General features: G+C 64.5%; 19 protein-coding genes. 5 read left to right on the forward strand and 14 right to left on the reverse strand.

Annotated features, from left to right (window positions below; all coding sequences use genetic code 11):
• Positions 1 to 90: 90 nt before the first annotated feature.
• The 3 genes from creC to KI242_RS28955 are packed head-to-tail and all read right to left on the reverse strand — an operon-like array spanning position 91 to position 2,749.
• Positions 91 to 1,509 carry a two-component system sensor histidine kinase CreC gene (gene creC, locus KI242_RS28945; RefSeq protein ID WP_019094051.1) on the reverse strand — a complete coding sequence of 473 codons (1,419 nt, stop codon included), beginning with the start codon at positions 1,507 to 1,509 and terminating at the stop codon, positions 91 to 93.
• Complete coding sequence (creB, locus tag KI242_RS28950) at positions 1,509 to 2,189, reverse strand: two-component system response regulator CreB (RefSeq protein WP_123431170.1); 681 nt, start codon at positions 2,187 to 2,189, stop codon at positions 1,509 to 1,511. The genes creC and creB overlap by 1 nt, the downstream gene beginning before the upstream one ends.
• A 59-nt stretch (positions 2,190 to 2,248) precedes the next feature.
• A complete protein-coding gene (locus KI242_RS28955; RefSeq protein WP_041752647.1) occupies positions 2,249 to 2,749 on the reverse strand; it encodes an ATP-dependent zinc protease in 501 nt (166 codons plus the stop codon).
• 237 nt (positions 2,750 to 2,986) lie between these two features.
• Between KI242_RS28955 and KI242_RS28960 the strand changes: the two genes are divergently transcribed.
• A complete protein-coding gene (locus KI242_RS28960; protein WP_011063890.1) occupies positions 2,987 to 3,874 on the forward strand; it encodes an acyltransferase in 888 nt (295 codons plus the stop codon).
• On the opposite strand, the gene KI242_RS28965 is transcribed toward KI242_RS28960, so the two are convergent.
• The 4 genes from KI242_RS28965 to KI242_RS28980 all read right to left on the reverse strand — a co-directional run bounded on the left by KI242_RS28965 (position 3,875) and on the right by KI242_RS28980 (position 6,862).
• Positions 3,875 to 5,032, reverse strand: a complete 1,158-nt coding sequence (locus tag KI242_RS28965) for a glutathionylspermidine synthase family protein (protein WP_212805752.1) — start codon at positions 5,030 to 5,032, stop codon at positions 3,875 to 3,877.
• Entirely contained in the window at positions 5,029 to 5,718 is a 690-nt protein-coding gene (locus tag KI242_RS28970) for a DUF1190 domain-containing protein (RefSeq protein WP_212805753.1), read from the reverse strand. Before KI242_RS28970 ends, KI242_RS28965 begins: the two co-directional genes overlap by 4 nt.
• 10 nt (positions 5,719 to 5,728) lie before the next feature.
• A complete protein-coding gene (locus KI242_RS28975; protein ID WP_212805754.1) occupies positions 5,729 to 6,157 on the reverse strand; it encodes a DUF350 domain-containing protein in 429 nt (142 codons plus the stop codon).
• 138 nt (positions 6,158 to 6,295) lie between these two features.
• Positions 6,296 to 6,862: a DUF2780 domain-containing protein gene (locus KI242_RS28980; RefSeq protein WP_011063894.1), complete on the reverse strand. Its 567-nt coding sequence runs from the start codon at positions 6,860 to 6,862 to the stop codon at positions 6,296 to 6,298.
• A 265-nt stretch (positions 6,863 to 7,127) separates the two neighbouring features.
• Here KI242_RS28980 and KI242_RS28985 point away from each other — a divergent pair, with 265 nt between their 5' ends.
• The 3 genes from KI242_RS28985 to KI242_RS28995 all read left to right on the forward strand — a co-directional run bounded on the left by KI242_RS28985 (position 7,128) and on the right by KI242_RS28995 (position 9,115).
• Positions 7,128 to 7,730, forward strand: coding sequence for a sigma-70 family RNA polymerase sigma factor (locus KI242_RS28985; protein WP_232643854.1), 603 nt, complete (start codon positions 7,128 to 7,130; stop codon positions 7,728 to 7,730).
• Complete coding sequence (locus KI242_RS28990; protein ID WP_015637291.1) at positions 7,727 to 8,401, forward strand: anti-sigma factor; 675 nt, start codon at positions 7,727 to 7,729, stop codon at positions 8,399 to 8,401. Before KI242_RS28985 ends, KI242_RS28990 begins: the two co-directional genes overlap by 4 nt.
• A gap of 150 nt (positions 8,402 to 8,551) precedes the next feature.
• Positions 8,552 to 9,115, forward strand: a complete 564-nt coding sequence (locus KI242_RS28995; protein WP_015637292.1) for a hypothetical protein — start codon at positions 8,552 to 8,554, stop codon at positions 9,113 to 9,115.
• Between the two features lie 63 nt (positions 9,116 to 9,178).
• Here the strand turns inward: KI242_RS28995 and KI242_RS29000 are convergent, their stop codons facing one another.
• Together KI242_RS29000 and KI242_RS29005 are read right to left on the reverse strand one after the other, a co-directional pair.
• On the reverse strand, positions 9,179 to 9,499 hold the full coding sequence (locus tag KI242_RS29000; protein WP_306766516.1) for a type II toxin-antitoxin system YafQ family toxin: 321 nt from the start codon (positions 9,497 to 9,499) through the stop codon (positions 9,179 to 9,181).
• Positions 9,459 to 9,749 carry a type II toxin-antitoxin system RelB/DinJ family antitoxin gene (locus tag KI242_RS29005; RefSeq protein ID WP_092309097.1) on the reverse strand — a complete coding sequence of 97 codons (291 nt, stop codon included), beginning with the start codon at positions 9,747 to 9,749 and terminating at the stop codon, positions 9,459 to 9,461. Before KI242_RS29005 ends, KI242_RS29000 begins: the two co-directional genes overlap by 41 nt.
• 452 nt (positions 9,750 to 10,201) lie before the next feature.
• Between KI242_RS29005 and KI242_RS29010 the strand changes: the two genes are divergently transcribed.
• The gene (locus tag KI242_RS29010) at positions 10,202 to 10,474 is read left to right on the forward strand and encodes a hypothetical protein (RefSeq protein WP_047306413.1); all 273 of its coding nucleotides are present in this window, start codon (positions 10,202 to 10,204) and stop codon (positions 10,472 to 10,474) included.
• Positions 10,475 to 10,660: 186 nt separating this feature from the next.
• Here KI242_RS29010 and fdhA read toward each other — a convergent pair whose 3' ends face one another.
• The 5 genes from fdhA to KI242_RS29035 form a co-directional block, all read right to left on the reverse strand.
• Positions 10,661 to 11,860, reverse strand: coding sequence for a formaldehyde dehydrogenase, glutathione-independent (gene fdhA, locus KI242_RS29015; protein ID WP_015637296.1), 1,200 nt, complete (start codon positions 11,858 to 11,860; stop codon positions 10,661 to 10,663).
• A 170-nt stretch (positions 11,861 to 12,030) separates the two neighbouring features.
• On the reverse strand, positions 12,031 to 12,888 hold the full coding sequence (purU, locus tag KI242_RS29020; protein WP_011063899.1) for a formyltetrahydrofolate deformylase: 858 nt from the start codon (positions 12,886 to 12,888) through the stop codon (positions 12,031 to 12,033).
• A gap of 156 nt (positions 12,889 to 13,044) precedes the next feature.
• Complete coding sequence (gene soxG, locus KI242_RS29025; protein WP_212805755.1) at positions 13,045 to 13,677, reverse strand: sarcosine oxidase subunit gamma family protein; 633 nt, start codon at positions 13,675 to 13,677, stop codon at positions 13,045 to 13,047.
• Positions 13,678 to 13,810: 133 nt separating this feature from the next.
• Complete coding sequence (locus tag KI242_RS29030; RefSeq protein WP_015637299.1) at positions 13,811 to 16,828, reverse strand: sarcosine oxidase subunit alpha; 3,018 nt, start codon at positions 16,826 to 16,828, stop codon at positions 13,811 to 13,813.
• On the reverse strand, positions 16,825 to 17,127 hold the full coding sequence (locus KI242_RS29035; protein WP_011063902.1) for a sarcosine oxidase subunit delta: 303 nt from the start codon (positions 17,125 to 17,127) through the stop codon (positions 16,825 to 16,827). Before KI242_RS29035 ends, KI242_RS29030 begins: the two co-directional genes overlap by 4 nt.
• Positions 17,128 to 17,140: the final 13 nt, after the last annotated feature.

Below are 17,140 nucleotides of genomic sequence, written 5' to 3' on the forward strand. Positions count from 1 at the left end.
AGGCTCTCCCGGTTCGAATGGAGGAGAGTCTGGAACGCGGCTATGGGGGTTTTATGGAAGCAATGTGGAGAGTCTGTGGAGAATCCCCGCTCAGGGCAGGCGCAAGGTCACCTGCACCCCGCCGGGAACGTTGTCGATACGCATCTGGCCGCCATGCAACTGCACCACTTCCTCGACGAAGTTCAGCCCCAGGCCGGTGCTCTTGCGTCCGCTGTCCGGGCGCGGCAGGGAATAGAACCGCTCGCACAGGCGCGGCAGGGCATAGTCCGGAATCGGCTCGCCCTGGTTGAACAGCACCAGCTCCACGCCCTCCTCCACAGGTTGCGCGCTGCAACGCAACAGGCCGCCCACGGGGCTGAAGTCCAGGGCATTGGTCAGCAGGTTGCCCAGGGCCTGGCGCAGCAGGAACGGCTCGCCGGACCAGGCCAGGTCCGCCGGCACCCGAAGTTCCACCTGCAGTTGCTTGCCTTCGATACGCCCGTGCTGGCTGTTCAGCAGCTCCTTGCACAACGGCGCCAGGGGCACATTCACCCGCTCTTCCAGGCCCTGGCGCTGCTCCACCTGCGCCAGGTTCAGCAGGCGCTCGATCAACTGCTGCATGCGCGCGCTTTCGCTGTCGATATTGCCGACGAAACGCTGGCGCTGTTCCAGGGGCATTTCGCCCTGCAGCAGCTCCGCCGCCCCGCGAATCGCCGCCAGGGGGCTTTTCAGTTCGTGGGTCAGGGTATGCACGTAGCGCTCGACGTAGGCCTTGCCTTCGAGCTGGGTGCGCATGTGTTCCACCGCCGTGGCCAACTGCTCCATTTCACCGCCGCGATAGTGCGGCAACTCGGCCCGGCGCCCTTCGCTGACCGCCAGGGCATAGGCGGTCATGCGCCGCAGCGCGGCGCTCAGCCACCAGGACAGCAAGGCACCGAACAGCAGGCCCATGGCGATCAGCCCGGCGCCGTACCACAGCAGGCGGCGTTCGGTGCGGTCGACATAGGGCTGCAGGGAACTGTTGGGCTTGGCCACAGTGACCACGCCGATGATCTGGCCGTTGTCGCGGATCGGCGCACCCACGTGCATCACCGAGGAATTGGGATCGTCGGCCAGCGAGCGCGACGAGCGCGCGCCGTACTGGCCGCGCAGGGTCAGGTACACGTCGTTCCAGCGCGAATAGTCCTGGCCCACCGCCAGGCCGCTGGAATCCAGGACCACGATGCCCTTGGCGTCGGTCACGTAGATGCGGTGGTTGACCTGATTCTTCGGCAGGCCCCAGATGGTCGCCGCCGGTTGCCGCTCGCCATAGGCACGCAACAGCTGCGGCCAGCGGTTCTCGCTGAGGGTGCCGGCCTTGAAGTCATCCCGCAGGATCTCCGCCAGCAGGTTGGCGGTGTCCACCAGGGTTTCCTCGGTGGACTGGCGGACCCCGGGACGAATCTCCTTCATCACCGTGCTCAGCACGAAATAGCCGGTCAGGCTGATGAACAGCAAATAGACCAGGAAGATCCGCAGCCCCAAGGTCATCAGGCGTGGCTCGGGCTGTAGCTGTAGCCCAGGCCGCGATGGGTCTGGATCGGTTCGGCCTGGGCCGCCACCAGGCGCAGCTTGGCCCGCAGGCTTTTGATATGGCTGTCGATGTTGCGCTCATAGCCCACATCCGCCATTACCCCCAGGGCGTCCAGCAACTGCTCGCGGCTGAACACCCGCTCGGGCTGTTCCAGCAGGCATTGCAGCAGGCGGAACTCATGCCGGGTCAGGCTCAGGGGCTGGCCACGGTAACTGATCTGCACCCGCTCAGGGTCAATCACGAACAACGCCGCGACCGCCTCGGGAGCCGCCCGCGGGACCATGCGCTTGAGGATCGCCTTGACCCGCGCCGCCACTTCCCGCGGGCTGAAGGGCTTGACCACATAATCGTCGGCACCGATTTCCAGGCCCACCACCCGGTCGATCTCGCCGTCCCGGGCACTGAGGAACATCACCGGCACCTCGCTGAAGCGCCGCAGTTGCTTGCAGGTTTCGAAGCCGCTGATATCCGGCAGGCCGATGTCGAGGATGATCAGGTCCGCCGGGCTCGCCTGTTGATGCTCCAGGGCCGCACGGCCCAGGCTCAGCCAGGTGGTAGTGAAGCCTTCGCCTTGCAGGGCAAAGATCAGGGTGTCGGCAATCGCCGCTTCGTCTTCGACAATCAGGATATGGGGCATGGCATCCAAGCACGCAAATTCAGTGGGCGAACGGTGCCGGATGCCTGGTAAGTCGTCAATCAGCAGTCGGGTTTATCGGCGGTATAACGCCGCGCCGGGTTCACCGCCGCACCGAATTCGCGCAGGGCCTTGGCGCCAATCAGCAGCGGGTAGTTGAAGCTGCTGCGGTCGGTGAGGTTGACCTCCACCGTGCGCTTGACGTTGCCCAGGCACATTTCCAGTTCCACCACCGGGCGCTTGGCCGCCTGCGGTTCTTCCCGGTCATCGTCCTCGTCGGAACGGCTCTTGATTTTGCTGATGCGCGCCACCTTGTGTTCGTAGACCTTGCTGCCAGCGTCCTTGGTGGCCAGGCGGAAGCGCACCCAGTCCTCGCTATCGCGGGTGAAGGTCTGGATATCCTTGGCCGACAGCGAAGCGGTCAGGGCCCCGGTGTCCATCTTGGCTTGCAGGGTTTCGCCGATTTCCGGCAGGCGGATGTATTCGTAACGGCCATACAGGGTCGGCTCGGCAGCCATCACCGGCAGCGCCAACAGAGACACAAGAGCAAGGACAGATTTCACGACGGTGGATTCCTTGAAGAAAGTGGGCAGCGGGATTTTAGACCGCTGCCAACGAATTGGTTCTACCCGAGCCCCGTAGGAGTCGGCTTGCCGGCGAAAGGGCCCCGATAGACACCCCAGCCAATTGCCACCCACCGTACCCGCCCCCAGGTGAAACATTCGTCAGCACACTAGAATTTGGCCTGCCCGCCGAAGCTGCTTATCATGGCGCGCCCAAAAGATTGCAAAGAGTGCCTTATGCGCCGCCTGCTCACCGGCTGTTTCGTCACCCTGCTCCTGCTGCTCAACACCCTGGTGCTGTTCGGCCCGTTGATGGTGTTCGCCCTGCTCAAGCTGGTCCTGCCTGGGCGCCTGCGTGACTACGCCTCGGCCGCGGTGATGTGGATCGCCGAGACCTGGGCCGAGATCGACAAGCTGATCTTCGCCCTGTGCATCCCCACCCGCTGGGACATACGCGGCGGCGAGGGCCTGCGGGTTGACACCTCCTACCTGGTGGTGAGCAACCACCAATCCTGGGTCGACATCCCGGCCCTGATCCAGACCCTCAACCGGCGCACGCCGTTCTTCAAGTTCTTCCTCAAGAAGGAACTTATCTGGGTGCCGTTCCTGGGGCTGGCCTGGTGGGCCCTGGACTACCCCTTCATGAAGCGCTACAGCAAGGCCTTCCTGGCCAAGCACCCGGAACTGCAAGGCAAGGACCTGGAAATCACCAAGGCTGCCTGCGAGCTGTTCAAGCGCCAGCCGGTGACCGTGGTCAACTACCTGGAGGGCACCCGCTTCACCCCGGCCAAGCGCCAGCAGCAGGGCTCGCCCTTCCAGCATCTGCTCAAGCCCAAGGCTGGCGGCGTGGCCTTTGTCCTCGCGGCCATGGGCGAACAGCTGGACGCCATGCTGGATGTCACCGTGGTCTATCCCCAGGAGCGCATTCCCGGTTTCTGGGACCTGATCTGCGGCAGCGTGCCCAAGGTGATCATCGACATCCGCACCCGCGAACTGGACCCCGCGCTGTGGCAGGGCGATTACGAAAACGACCCGGCGTTCCGCCAGCAGGTGCAGGACTGGGTCAACCGGCTGTGGACCGACAAGGACCAGCGCATCAGCGAGTTGCTGGGCGAAAGCCGCTGATCAATCGCTGATCACGTGGGGCAGGAAGCGGCTGCTGTCCTTGGTGATCGGCGAGTTGTCCTCACGAATGCCGATACCCGCCGGCTGGTCCCCGATCACCCAACTGCCGATCACCGTGTGGTTGCCGGCAAACACCGGCAAGGGGTGGAACTGCTGGCGGATGCAGGGCCCGCCGCCGTAGGGCCCGGCCTCGATCAAATGCTCGCCGCCTTCGGTGCAGATTTCCACATTGGCGCCCTCTCGGGAAAAGAACGGCTTGCGCACCCACCCCGGGCCCAGGCTGGCGGCGGGGTCGTCGTCGATAAACGCCGGCAGCAGGTTCGGGTGCCCCGCATGCCGTTCCCAGAGCAGGGCCAGCGCGCCCTTGTTGGAGAGAATGGCTTTCCACGGCGGCTCGACAAACTGCGTGCGGCTGCCGGCAATGGCCGGGCCAAAGGCTTCGTTGAACAGGTGCTCCCAGGGGTAGAGCTTGAACAGGCTGTCGATGGGGGTGCCCAGCAGGTCGACGAAACGCCCGCCGGCATTCAGACCGATGTCCTCGATGTCGAGCAACCGCGTCCCCAGGCCAGCCTGACGGGCAATGTCGCGCAGGTATTCGACCGTGCCGCGGTCTTCGAGCGAATCCCTGACCGAGGCAAAGTGCATCGGCGACTTGAAGCCGCCCTGGACGAAGGCCTGGAGCAGCTTGTCCTCGATGCTGTTGAACTGGTCGCAGCCGGCCGGCAATTGCCCGCGCTGCATCTGCTGTTCGAGCCAGACGTACTGGAAGAAGCTCGCCTCGTACAGCGAGGTCGGCGTGTCGTAGTTGGTTTCCAGGAGCTTGGCCGGGCCGGTGCCGTCGTAGCACAAGTCCATGCGCCCATAGAGGTGGGGGTCGCCCTGCTTCCATGACTGGCGGATCAACTCATGAAAGGTCGCAGGGATAGCCAGGCGCTCCAGCAGTTCCTCGCTGTCCACCACCTCGGCCACCAGGGCCATGCACAGCTCGTGCAGTTCCTGGGTCGGGTCTTCCAGGTCGTCCTCGATCTGCCGCAGGCTGAAGCGGTAGTAGGCCGACTCGTCCCAGTAAGGCTCACCGTCGAAGGTGTGGAAGGCAAAACCCAGTTGCTCCGCCGTGGCTTGCCAGTCCGCACGCGGGGTGCTGGGGATGCGCTTCAAGAACCGAAGCTCCAACTGCTGCGGCTGGAGGAACCGAAGCCGCTGCGGCTGACCACTTCATGGGCGCCGGCCAGCGGGTTGCCGGCGCTGGTGAAGTGTTCCGGGCTGGATATCCCGAAGCGCCCGCCACTGGCGCCGGAGAAGGTCTTGCCGGCCTCCACCTGCTGGCTGAGGGTACTCAGCTGGGTAGCGCCACGACCATCGCGCTGCTTGTACAGGGCCTCGCTGAAATAGCGCGGTTCAGGGGTCGAATCCAGGCCGATCCAGCGCCAGAAGCGCGAGCCTGAGCTGGAGCCACCACCACCACCACCACCACTGGAGCTGGTCTGTTGTTCTTCTTCGGGCTTGTCCGGCACCGTGCGCTGGGAGGTCAGGGCAAAACCGCTGGAAATCGGCACATAGGCTCGGTTATCGCGCGAGACCATGCAGTTGGCGGTGAAGAAATCCTCCTCGCAACGTTGCAGGTCCAGGTAACGCGGGGCCACACGCTCCCCACGTTCGCGGGCGTCATCGCGGGCGGCCTGGCAAATGGCGGACGGAATCTGTGCCCGTTCGCATTCACTGACGTTGCTGAAATTCTGGGTCTGGCGCACTTCCCGGGTCGCCTGGGGCTGGCCGTCACAGGCGGCCAGGGCAAACGGTACGCTGCCCAGCAGCACCAGGCGCACGCTCTTGCTGCGTTTCATGGCCGCGCCCTCAGACCGAAGGGGTCATGCAGGCCGCGTTCAGCAGGCCGACACCGACAGAAACCGATGCCACCAGGATCGCTGCGGCGTTTTCCTGGTTGGCGATGCGCTGGGACAGCCCCTTGAGGATCAGGCTGACCACAAAGAACGCCAGCAACTGCACCACCGCGGCGATGCCGGCCCAGAGCAGGAAGTCGATGATCGAGATGGAATGGGAAATAGCGCTGGCCACCGGAATGGCAAAGCCCAGCAAGGCACCGGACAGGGCGATGGAAGCCGCGCTGTTGCCCTCGCGGATCAGGGCGAATTCGTTATAGGGGGTCAGGCGCGTATAGATGAACGCATAGAGGGCAAAGACCAGGGCCGCGCCCAGCATGTAGAGCATGAAACCGAGCACCGCATCGGCGGGCAGAGACATCTTCAGTGCATCCATGAACATCGCGTTCAAGCTTCCTTGGAAAACGGGGCGCGAGATATAGCACAGGCCCGATTCGGCGAAAACTCCGGGAAAGGTAAAGACCGGGATTGCAGGAAACTGGGAGGGCCCCGGCGCGCCAGGCGCCGGGGCCGGAGCGCGCTACTTGGCCACGCCCCAGATGCCGCTCAGGCTTTGCAGCAGGGAGCCGCCAACGCCCTGCTGGCCCAGGTACTGCAGGATCACCGGCGCAAACTGGCCGATCATGCCGCTGTCCATGCCCAGGGCGCCGAAGGCGTTGTTCAGGTCATTGGTGTCCTTGACGTCGCCCAGGGCGCTGTCCAGGCCCTTGGTCTGCCCGGACGACTGGCCCAGCAGGCCGCTCAGGGCACCCAGGCTGCCCAGGGCGTTGCTGCCCGAGAGCTTGTCCAGGCCCGGGACACTTTTGCTCAACTGGGAATAGTCGGTGCTGCTCAACTGGTTCTTCGCCAGGCCAAGCATGGCGCCCGTACCGCCGATGGCTTGCTGGGGAGTGACATTCAGTTGCGAACCCAGGGCTCCGAGCAGGCCGGCGGTCTGGGAAGTGGGGGCCGCGGCGGCAGCCTTGTCGCCGCCCTGCATGCCGGAAATGGCATTGGCCGCGTCGTTCAGGCTGAAACCGCCGGCCAGGGCCGAACCGGCTGCCAGGGTCATCAGGGTAGCCAAGGCGAAACCGCGTGGAATATTCATCGAAACAACCTCATGGGGCAGGAAACCACCCGTGTTCGGATGGCTGGAAAACAGCCTTTTGACTGAAGCATCGGGCGAATGTTCCGAAAGTGACGCAGCGGCGCCCGCACCCTGGGGATTTTAGTCGAGAATCACGCATCCACGGCTCGCCGCTCTGCGTATATGCAGCAACGACGACCGGCGCAGGCACATCGGCACCGGCCGTAGCAGGAGGTCGCAACCCGTGAATGGAACAACCGCCCACCCTGGACTACCCTCTGGCTGGATCGACCGTTGCCAGCCGTGGTCCATTCATTTGCCACCTGCCTGGAGAACCGCCATTTCCGCTCTCGACCCCGATCAACTGCGGCACTTGCTGGCCCAGTGTTCACTGGGCGATCGCCGCGCCTTCGAAACCCTGTACCGCAGCGTTGCCCCGTGCCTGAATGGGGTGGCCCTGCGCTTCATGGGCCGCCGCGACCTGGCCGAGGAGGTGCTGCAGGAAAGCTTCGTGCGCATCTGGAACAACGCCGTGCGCTACCAGCCGCACCTGTCCGCCCCCCTGACCTGGATGATCAACATCACCCGCAACCAGGCCATCGACCAGTTGCGCAAACAGCGCGAGCGGCCCCTGGGCGAGGGGGAGCAACAGCAACTGATGGACGACGCCCCCTCGGCCCACGAACAACTGGACAGCGCCCGCCAGGCCCGGGCCCTGAACCGCTGCCTGGAAAGCCTGGAGGGCATGCAACGCCAATCCATCACCGTGGCCTACTTCCAGGGCCTGTCCTGCTCGGAACTGGCCGAGCAGCTGGCCGCACCCCTGGGCTCGGTCAAGTCCTGGATCCGCCGCGGCATGGAACGCCTGCGCAGGTGCCTTGAATCATGAATTATCGAACCCCCGAACGGCGCCGCGCCCTCGCCGCCGACTACGCCATCGGCCTGATGCAGGGCGCCGCGCGCCGGCGCTTCGACATGCTCCTGCTGGACGACCCGGCCCTGCGTGAGGAACTGGCGCAGTGGCAGGAGAGCCTCGCCAGCCTGACTGCAGGCCTGCCCGAGCAGGAAGTGTCGGAGCATGTGTGGAAAGGCATCCAGGCGCGTATCCAGCCCCAGGTCCTGCACATGCCGCAGAAAAACCCGCTGTGGATGCGCCTGCGCCTGGCGATCGCCGCCTGCGCCGTGCTGGCCACCCTGTACATCGGCTTTATCCGGCAGGACGACCAGGTGCGCTACAGCGCCACCCTGCTCAGCGCCGACCAGCAACCGGCCTTGCAGATCAAGGCCCACGCCCAGTACCTGCAAGTGGAACCCCTGACCCTGGCTGCCATCGGCCTGGACCGCAGCCTGGAACTCTGGGCGATTCCTGCCGATGGCAAACCGATTTCCCTCGGCGTGGTGCCGGTAGGCGGCCAAGGCAAGATCAACCTGAGCCCGGCCCAACGCGAACTGCTGGGCACCCCGATCGCCCTGGCCGTGAGCCTGGAGCCCCACGGCGGCTCGCCTACCGGGCAACCCACCGGGCCGGTGTTGTACCAGGGGCAATTGGCGGCGCTGTAACAGGCACCTGCTGCCGCAGGAACGGGCTTGCCCGCGAACGCCGTCAGGGTAAACTCCGCGCCCAGGCCCCCCGCCGCGTCCTTGCAGGCAGGCCCTTGCCTGCCATGCAAGCCCCCGCCTCGCCTGGCGCCATCCATCGAACGGACTCTTATGAAAGCTGCGCTCTACAGCGGTCTCCTGCTGGCCCTGGCAATCGCCGTCTTGCTCTGGCGAATCGGCACCCCGGTCGATAGCAGCCAATGCGCCGACACGCCCCCGGGCCCCCTGACCGGCTTCATCCGCCAGCACTTCAGCGATCGCCAGGGAGCCGACTGGCGCGACGACGGCAGTGCCTTGGGCATTCTTGGCGTTGCCGAGGCCCAGGCGTTCGCCCGCCAACCCGAGCGTTACTACTGCGAAGCCCTGAACCTGCTGCAGGACCCAGAGCGAACCCAGACGGAAAAGGTGCATACCACGGCCCTGATGCTGTCCCTGCCCCTCGACTACTACCTGGACCTCATGGACCGCAGCCACCAGCTGTACCAACGCGGCGCCATGGACCGCCCCGTCCTGACCCTGGTGCTGATACCAAGAGGCACGGCGCTGAACTACTGGTGGCTGCCCCAGTGGCGCTCGCGCTTCCAGCGGGATGCGCCAGGCATCCTGGCCGAGACCGACATAAAGGAAATCCTGAGTGGCGAACACTGGTTCGACTACCCGGGTAGAGGCTATTGATCAGGCTTGATTGGCGGGCAACACAAACCCGCCAATAGGCGGGTTTGTGCAATCTGCATTAGGCTATCTGAACAATTCGGCATGGCTGCCAAGGTCGACAAAGGTCACAAGACCGGCTCGGGCCACGTCATAAATCAGCAGAAAATCGCCACCGATATGACACTCCCTGAAACCGTCCCACTCCCCCTTCAGCGCATGATCGAGATACTGCGCCGGTAGCGGCTCCCCCAGGAACAGCAGCACCATGACCTTGCGCACTTCGTGCATGTCACGACGCCCTGCACGCCGATAGCGCTCCCAGGACTTTTTAAACTCCGGCGTTTGTGCGCATTGCCTGGGCAGGTCAGCGCGCTTTGGGTTCCTCTCCGGCTTCGCCATCAGCATCCCTCAACATGTCGTCAATCGAGTCGTACTGACGACGAATCTCACGCGCCTGCGCCATGGCTCGAGCGGTTTTCTCCGATGGGACACGCACTTCGAAAGGCAGCCCCTGCACGGCCACAACCTGACGCAGGAAAAGACGCATGGCCTCGCTCAGGCTCAGCCCGCAGGCTTCCAGCACAGCAGTAGCACTCACCTTCAAGTCCTCGTCTATGCGGCAACGCACGTCAGTGGTTTTCAGTAATGCAGCCAAGGTATCACCTCTACTGGTTATTTGTAGCTACATTGTGGCTACGTTTTTCCATTCTGCGAGGTCGACTCTTTGCGGTCAACCGATTTCAGTGGACCGGACTCGTAAACAGGACCTCATGCACGTTCAGCGACGCCACAGCGGACGAAACCTTCTGCAAGACATCAACCACCCGACGCCTTGCCGCCCCTGCGCCGGCGGCTTATAGTCCGCCGGTCGCCCAGATGGCGACCGGGTTTGGCGACCCGTTAGATACAAGGCGTACACGGTTTCCGCACACAGTGGAAAACGTGAGCGCAAGCGCATCCGTTGCTTTATGGCAGCTGTGCGCGGGAGACCTTCGGGTCTGCCGGGTTCTTGTGTCTCCGGTTCGCCAACCTGCGTACAGCTGCCACCCAATGCTTGGCGACAGATGAGTGGCGGCATTCAGGAAGACGACACAGGAGTGTTATCGAATGAACCGTTACATGCCGATCACCGGCCACGACTGCAATATCCCCTCCCTACTGATCGACACTCAGGCGCCGCTGGATGTGCTCCATGAAGCCGCCGCCTTCCGTATCCGCGCCGTGACCCAGGTGCTGGAGCAACTGGCCTTGAGCGATGCCCTGGGCAAGGACCCGGTACTGGCCCAGGAGCTGGCCCAGCTCTGCGCTATTCCCCTGCGCGATGGCTGCGACCTGATGGATGTGCTGGGACGGCGCCTGCGCGCCACGCTGATCGCCTGATTGAAAGCGGCCGCTGTGGCGAGGGAGCTTGCTCCCGCTCGGCCGCGCAGCGGTCGTAAAACCTGAATCCGCGACTCGACTGGCACAACCGTGTCGCAACCATCGGGAGCAAGCTCCCTCGCTACAGAAGAAAAAAACGCCGCCTTCTCGGCTAGAGAAGGCGGCGTTTTTCGTTACTGACGGTCCTCAGGCAGCGCTGAACAGCTTGTGCGGGTCGATGACGAATTTCTTCGGCACGCCGGCGTCGAACTCGCCATAGCCGCGCGGGGCGTCGTCGAGGCTGATGACTTCAACCCCCACCACGTCGGCGATGTTGATGCGGTCCCACATGATGGCCTGCATCAGTTGGCGGTTGTATTTCATCACCGGGGTCTGGCCGGTGTGGAAGCTGTGGGACTTGGCCCAGCCCAGGCCGAAGCGGATGCTCAGGCTGCCCATCTTCGCCGCGGCGTCCACCGCGCCCGGGTCTTCGGTGACGTACAGGCCGGGAATGCCGATCTTGCCCGCCACCCGCACCACGCCCATCAGCGAGTTGAGCACGGTGGCCGGGGCTTCGTGCTGAGCACCGGCATGGCCGTGGCCACGGGCTTCGAAGCCCACGGCGTCCACTGCGCAGTCGACTTCCGGCTCACCAAGCAAATCGGCGATCTGTTCGTGCAGCGGGGTGTCCTTGGACAGGTCGGCAATTTCAAAACCCTGGGCCTTGGCGTGGGCCAGGCGCACCGGGTTGACGTCGCCGACAATCACCACCGCCGCCCCCAGCAAGCGCGCAGAAGCGGCGGCCGCCAGACCGACCGGACCGGCACCGGCCACATAAACGGTGCTGCCCGGGCCAACGCCAGCAGTGACGGCGCCGTGATAACCGGTGGGTAGGATGTCGGAGAGGCAAGTCAAGTCGCGGATCTTCTCCATGGCCTTGTCGCGATTCGGCAGTTTCAGCAAGTTGAAGTCGGCGTAAGGCACCAGCACGTACTCGGCCTGGCCACCGGTCCAGTCGCCCATGTCGACGTAGCCGTAGGCACCACCGGCGCGAGCCGGGTTGACGGTCAGGCAGACCCCGGTGTGCTGTTCCTTGCAGGAGCGGCAGCGCCCGCACGCGACGTTGAACGGCACCGACACCAGGTCACCGATCTTCAGGTTCTCGACGTCGCTGCCCTTCTCGATGACTTCGCCGGTGATTTCGTGGCCCAGGACCAGGCCGACCTGGGCGGTGGTACGGCCACGGACCATGTGTTGGTCCGAACCGCAGATGTTGGTGGAGACCACGCGCAGGATGACGCCGTGCTCAATCTTCCTGCCACGCGGGTCCTGCATTTTTGGATAGTCGATTTTCCGTACTTCGACCTTGCCGCTGCCGAGATACACGACACCACGATTACCAGACATGCTTTCACCTCGCTGTTGTTGTTATGGAACCGCGTAACCCAAAGGGGAAACACGTGGATTGCTCGGGTACAGATGCTGTTTCGTTTTCAAAATCGCTTTCGCGCGAACAGGCGCAACGCCTGTAGGAGCGAGCTTGCTCGCGAAGGGCTGCGCAGCAGCCCCGGGAATCATCAGAGCACCACCGTGCGGTTGCCGTTCAGGAACACCCGCCGTTCGATGTGATAACCCACCGCCCGGGCCAGGGTCAGGCCCTCGATATCCCGGCCCTTGGCGATCAGGTCCTCGGGGTAATAGCTGTGGTCCACCACCTCCACGCCCTGGGCGATGATCGGGCCTTCGTCCAGGTCGTTGTTGATGTAGTGCGCCGTGGCCCCCACCAGTTTCACCCCCTTGTTGTAGGCCTGGTGATAAGGCTTGGCGCCCTTGAACCCCGGCAGCAGCGAGTGGTGGATGTTGATGGCCTTGCCATCGAGCTTGCGGCACAGCTCCGGCGACAGCACTTGCATGTAGCGGGCAAGGATCACCAGTTCGGCGCCGGAGTCCTCGATCACCTGCCACACCTGGCGCTCCTGGGACGGCTTGTCGTTGGGGTCTAGGGGGAAGTGGTGGTAGGGAATCTGGTGCCAGTCGGCCAGGGGCTTGAGGTCCGGGTGGTTGGACACCACCGCCACCACGTCCATGGGCAACTGGCCGATGCGCTGGCGGTAGAGCAGGTCGTTGAGGCAGTGGTCGGCCTTGGAGACCATGATCACCACCTTCGGCCGGTAGTGCGGCGCGGTCAGTTCGAAGTTCATCTCGAAGGCCTTGGCCCGCTGTGCCAGGCCCTCGCGAAAACCCTGCTCGTTCAGGCCATCGGGCTGGCGGAACTCCACGCGAATGAAGAAACGGCCCGAGAGCCGGTCATCGAAGGAATGGTGCTCGGTGACGTAGCAGCCCTGCTCGAACAGAAAGCGGGTCACCGCGTCCACCGTGCCGAGCACGCTGGGGCAGTCGGCGGTGAGAATCCATGTGTCGGGGGCGCGGCTCATGCGGGATAACTCCTGTTCGTTAGGGCAACCGCAGCGCGGTCGGTTCTCTGTAGGAGCGAGCTTGCTCGCGAAAAATCCAAGGGCGCTGTGGTCTTCCGGAAAATCCATCCTTCGCGAGTTCGCGAGCCAGCTCGCTCCTACCAAGCCAAGCTGGGTTCAGGCCTGGACGCTCAGGCCATATTCGGCCGCGGCATCCTGCAGCCACATCCACCAGTAATCGGAAAAGCTGCGGCGCACCAGCAGCTCCCAGGTGTCTTCGGCGGTACGGCGGATCACCAGTTGCGACTTGGCGAACACCGTGCCCACGGCCTTGCCCACCGGGAAGTTGTTGGGGTGCACGTCGTAGCTGGTGGACTTCATCAGCACCTGGCGCACGTTGGGCCCGGACAATTCGAGAATCTGCTGGCCGCCGCTGACGTTGACGATCTGGATATGCAGGTCGCCCAGGGCTGCGCGCAGGTTCTGCTCGGCGGCGAATTCTTCACCGCTGGGCACGATCAGCAACCACTCATCCGGGCCCAGCCATTGCAGGCTGGTCTCGCCCTTGACCACTACGCTCAGGGCGCCCGGCAGTTCGATGCCCAGGGCCTTGTGCACGCCGGCGGCGAAGGCCGGATCGTGGCCGTCGCCACGGATCGTCAGGTGGCCGAGGAGTTTTTTCTCGCGCAGGGTCACCCCGGCGTTCTTGCGGCCCTTGCCCACCAGGCTCGGCAGGTCGGCGTGGTGCAACGACGACTCGGCCTTGGCCCCGGTGGTCGGGCGCTGTTGGTAAACGTTGACTACGGTCATAGAGCACCTGTCCTGAATTCTGTTGATAACACCCTGTAGGAGCCGGCTTGCCGGCGAAGAGGCCCTTGGGCCTTGTGGCAGCCTTGAGGCCGCCTTCGCTGGCAAGCCAGCTCCTACATGAGCGTGTTGTGCCTTAGATGTTCTGGCGGTCGCCTTTGGGGTCGAAGAACACCGAGGAAACGATTTCCGCCTCGATCACCCGGCCATCGGCCAGCGGTGCGAAGACCCGCTCGCCCAGGCGCTTGAGCCCCCCCTTGACCACACCCAGGGCGAAGGAATAACCCAGGGAGTTGTGGGCATAGCTGGAGGTCACGTGGCCCACCATGCTCATCGGGATCGCCTGCTTGGGGTTGAACACCAGTTGCGCACCTTCCGGCAGCCACTGGGTCGGGTCGATCGGCTTGAGGCCCACCAGTTGCTTGCGCTGCTCGCGCACGCAGTCTTCACGGTTCATGCCGCGCCAGCCGATCCAGGAGAAGGGCTTGGTCCGGCCCACGCACCAGCCCATGTTCAGGTCGTCCGGGGTCATGGAACCGTCGGTGTCCTGGCCGACGATGATGAAGCCCTTCTCGGCCCGCAGCACGTGCATGGTCTCGGTGCCATAGGGGGTCAGGTTGTACTTCTTGCCGGCCTCGACGATCTGCTCCAGCACGCCCATGGCGTAGTCGGCCTGGACGTTGACCTCGTAGGACAGCTCGCCGGTGAACGAGATACGGAACACCCGCGCCGGTACGCCACCCACCAGGCCTTCCTTCCAGGTCATGAACGGGAAGCCGTCCTTGTCCAGGTCGATGTCGGTGACTTCGCTCAGCAGCTTGCGGCTGTTGGGCCCGGACAGGGTCATGGTGGCCCAGTGGTCGGTGACAGAGGTGAAGTACACCTTGAGGTCCGGCCATTCGGTCTGCTGGTAGATCTCCAGCCACTGCAGCACGCGAGCCGCGCCGCCGGTGGTGGTGGTCATCAGGAAGTGGTTGTCGGCCAGACAGGCGGTGACGCCGTCGTCGAAGACCATGCCGTCTTCCTTGCACATCAGGCCGTAGCGGGCCTTGCCCACGTCGAGCTTGGTCCAGGCGTTGGTGTAGATGCGGTTGAGAAACTCCCGGGCGTCCGGGCCCTGGATGTCGATCTTGCCCAGGGTCGAGGCGTCCAGCAGGCCGACGCTGTCGCGCACGGCCTGGCATTCGCGCTTGACCGCGGCATGCAGGTCTTCGCCGTTTTTCGGGAAGTACCAGGGGCGTTTCCACTGGCCGACGTCTTCGAACTCGGCGCCATTCTTCACATGCCAGGCATGCAGCGCGGTGAAGCGCACCGGCTCGAAGATGTGCCCGCAGTGCCGGCCAGCCACGGCGCCGAAGGTGATCGGCGTGTAGTTCGGACGGAACATGGTGGTGCCCATCTGCGGAATGCTGACGTTCAGCGAGCGAGCTGCAATGGCCAGGCCGTTGACGTTGCCCAGCTTGCCCTGGTCGGTGCCGAAGCCCAGGGCGGTGTAGCGCTTGACGTGTTCCACCGACTCGAAGCCCTCGCGGGTCGCCAGTTCGATGGCGGCGGCGGTGACGTCGTTCTGCAGGTCGACGAATTGCTTCGGCGCACGCGCCGTGCCTTTTTCGTGGGGCACCTGGAACAGCGCCAGGGTCGGTTCCTCAAGACGGGCCAGGGCCTTGGGCAGAACGCCCTCCACGGCCTGGAAACCGGCTTCGCTGGCGGCGCGCACACCGCCTTCGAAACCGTCGGCCAGGGTATCGCCGAGGCTGTAGACGCCGTTGATGCCACCGACGCACACACGTTTCTGCGGCGCTTCACCGGGCACGAAACCGAGGATGTCTTCGCGCCACACCGGCTTGCCGCCCAGGTGCGAGGCCAGGTGCACCACCGGGCTGTAGCCGCCGGAGCTGGCGATCAGGTCGCAGTCGAGCCATTCGCCGGGGCTGGTGACCTTGTGTGCCTTGACGTCGATGGCCGCTACACGCGCGCCGGTCACATGCTTGCTGCCACGGGCCTCGATCACCGCGCTGGAGGTGAGGATGCGAATGCCCTTGGCCCGGGCTTCTTCCACCAGGGCGCCGCGCGGGTTGTGCCGCGCATCGGCGATGGCCACCACTTGCAGGCTGGCGTCGAGCCAGTCCAGGGCCACACGGTAGGCGTGGTCGTTATTGGTGGACAGCACCAGTTTCTTGCCCGGGGCCACGCCGTAGCGGCGCACATAGGTGGAGACCGCGCCAGCCAGCATGTTGCCCGGCACGTCGTTGTTGCCGTAGACCAGCGGCCGCTCATGGGCGCCGGTGGCCAGCACCACGCGCTTGGCGCGTACCCGGTGGATGCGCTGGCGTACCTGGCCGATGGGCGCGCGGTCGCCGAGGTGATCGGTGAGGCGCTCGTGAATGGTCAGGAAGTTGTGGTCGTGGTAGCCGTTGACCGTGGCCCGCGGCAGCAGCAACACATCCGGCAGCGACTGGAGTTCGGCAACCACACTGGCCACCCACTCCGCCGCCGGCTTGCCGTCCAGGCTCTCGCGGCTGTCCAGCAGGGTACCGCCGAACTCTTCCTGCTCGTCGGCCAGGATCACCCGGGCGCCACTGCGGGCCGCTGCCAGGGCGGCGGCAAGGCCCGCGGGGCCGGCGCCGACGATCAGCACGTCGCAGTGCTGGTTCATGTTGTCGTAGGTGTCCGGATCGTTCTCGGTGGGCGAACGGCCCAGGCCCGCGGCCTTGCGGATGTACTTCTCGTAGGTCATCCAGAACGATTGCGGGTACATGAAGGTCTTGTAGTAGAAGCCCGGTGGCATCAGCTTGCCGCCGACCTTGCCGAGAATCCCCATCATGTCGTTGTTGACGCTGGGCCAGCCGTTGGTGCTGGTGGCGACCAGGCCCTGGTACAGCGCCTGCTGGGTGGCGCGCACGTTGGGGATCTGGGTGGCTTCGGTGGCGCCGATCTGCAGCACCGCGTTGGGCTCCTCGCAGCCTGCGGCGAAGATGCCCCGGGGCCGGGAGTACTTGAAGCTGCGGCCGATGATGTCCACGCCGTTGGCCAGCAGGGCCGAGGCCAGGGTGTCGCCCTCAAAACCCTTGTAGCTCTGGCCGTTGAAGGTGAAGGTCAGGACCTTGTTGCGGTCGATGCGTCCGCCGTTGGACAGGCGATTGGTCTGGCTCATACCTTCTCTCCAGCAGCCTTGGCGGTGAATTGCGGCTTGGTGCCGATCTTGTAGGTCTCAAGAATTTCGTAGGTGACGGTGTCGCGGGTAGCGTTGAAGTACTGGCGGCAACCGGCGGCGTGGATCCACAACTCGTGGTGCAGGCCGCGAGGGTTGTCGCGGAAGAACATGTAGTCGCCCCACTCCTCGTCGGTGCAGGCGTTGGGGTCCAGGGGCCGTGGAATATGCGCCTGGCCGGACGAATGGAATTCCTCTTCGGAGCGCAGCTCGCCGCAGTGAGGACAGAAGATATGCAACATAGGTAGTTGTCCT

Source organism: Pseudomonas sp. Eqa60 (assembly GCF_018326405.1).
In the GTDB taxonomy this organism is placed as follows: Bacteria; Pseudomonadota; Gammaproteobacteria; order Pseudomonadales; family Pseudomonadaceae; genus Aquipseudomonas; species Aquipseudomonas protegens.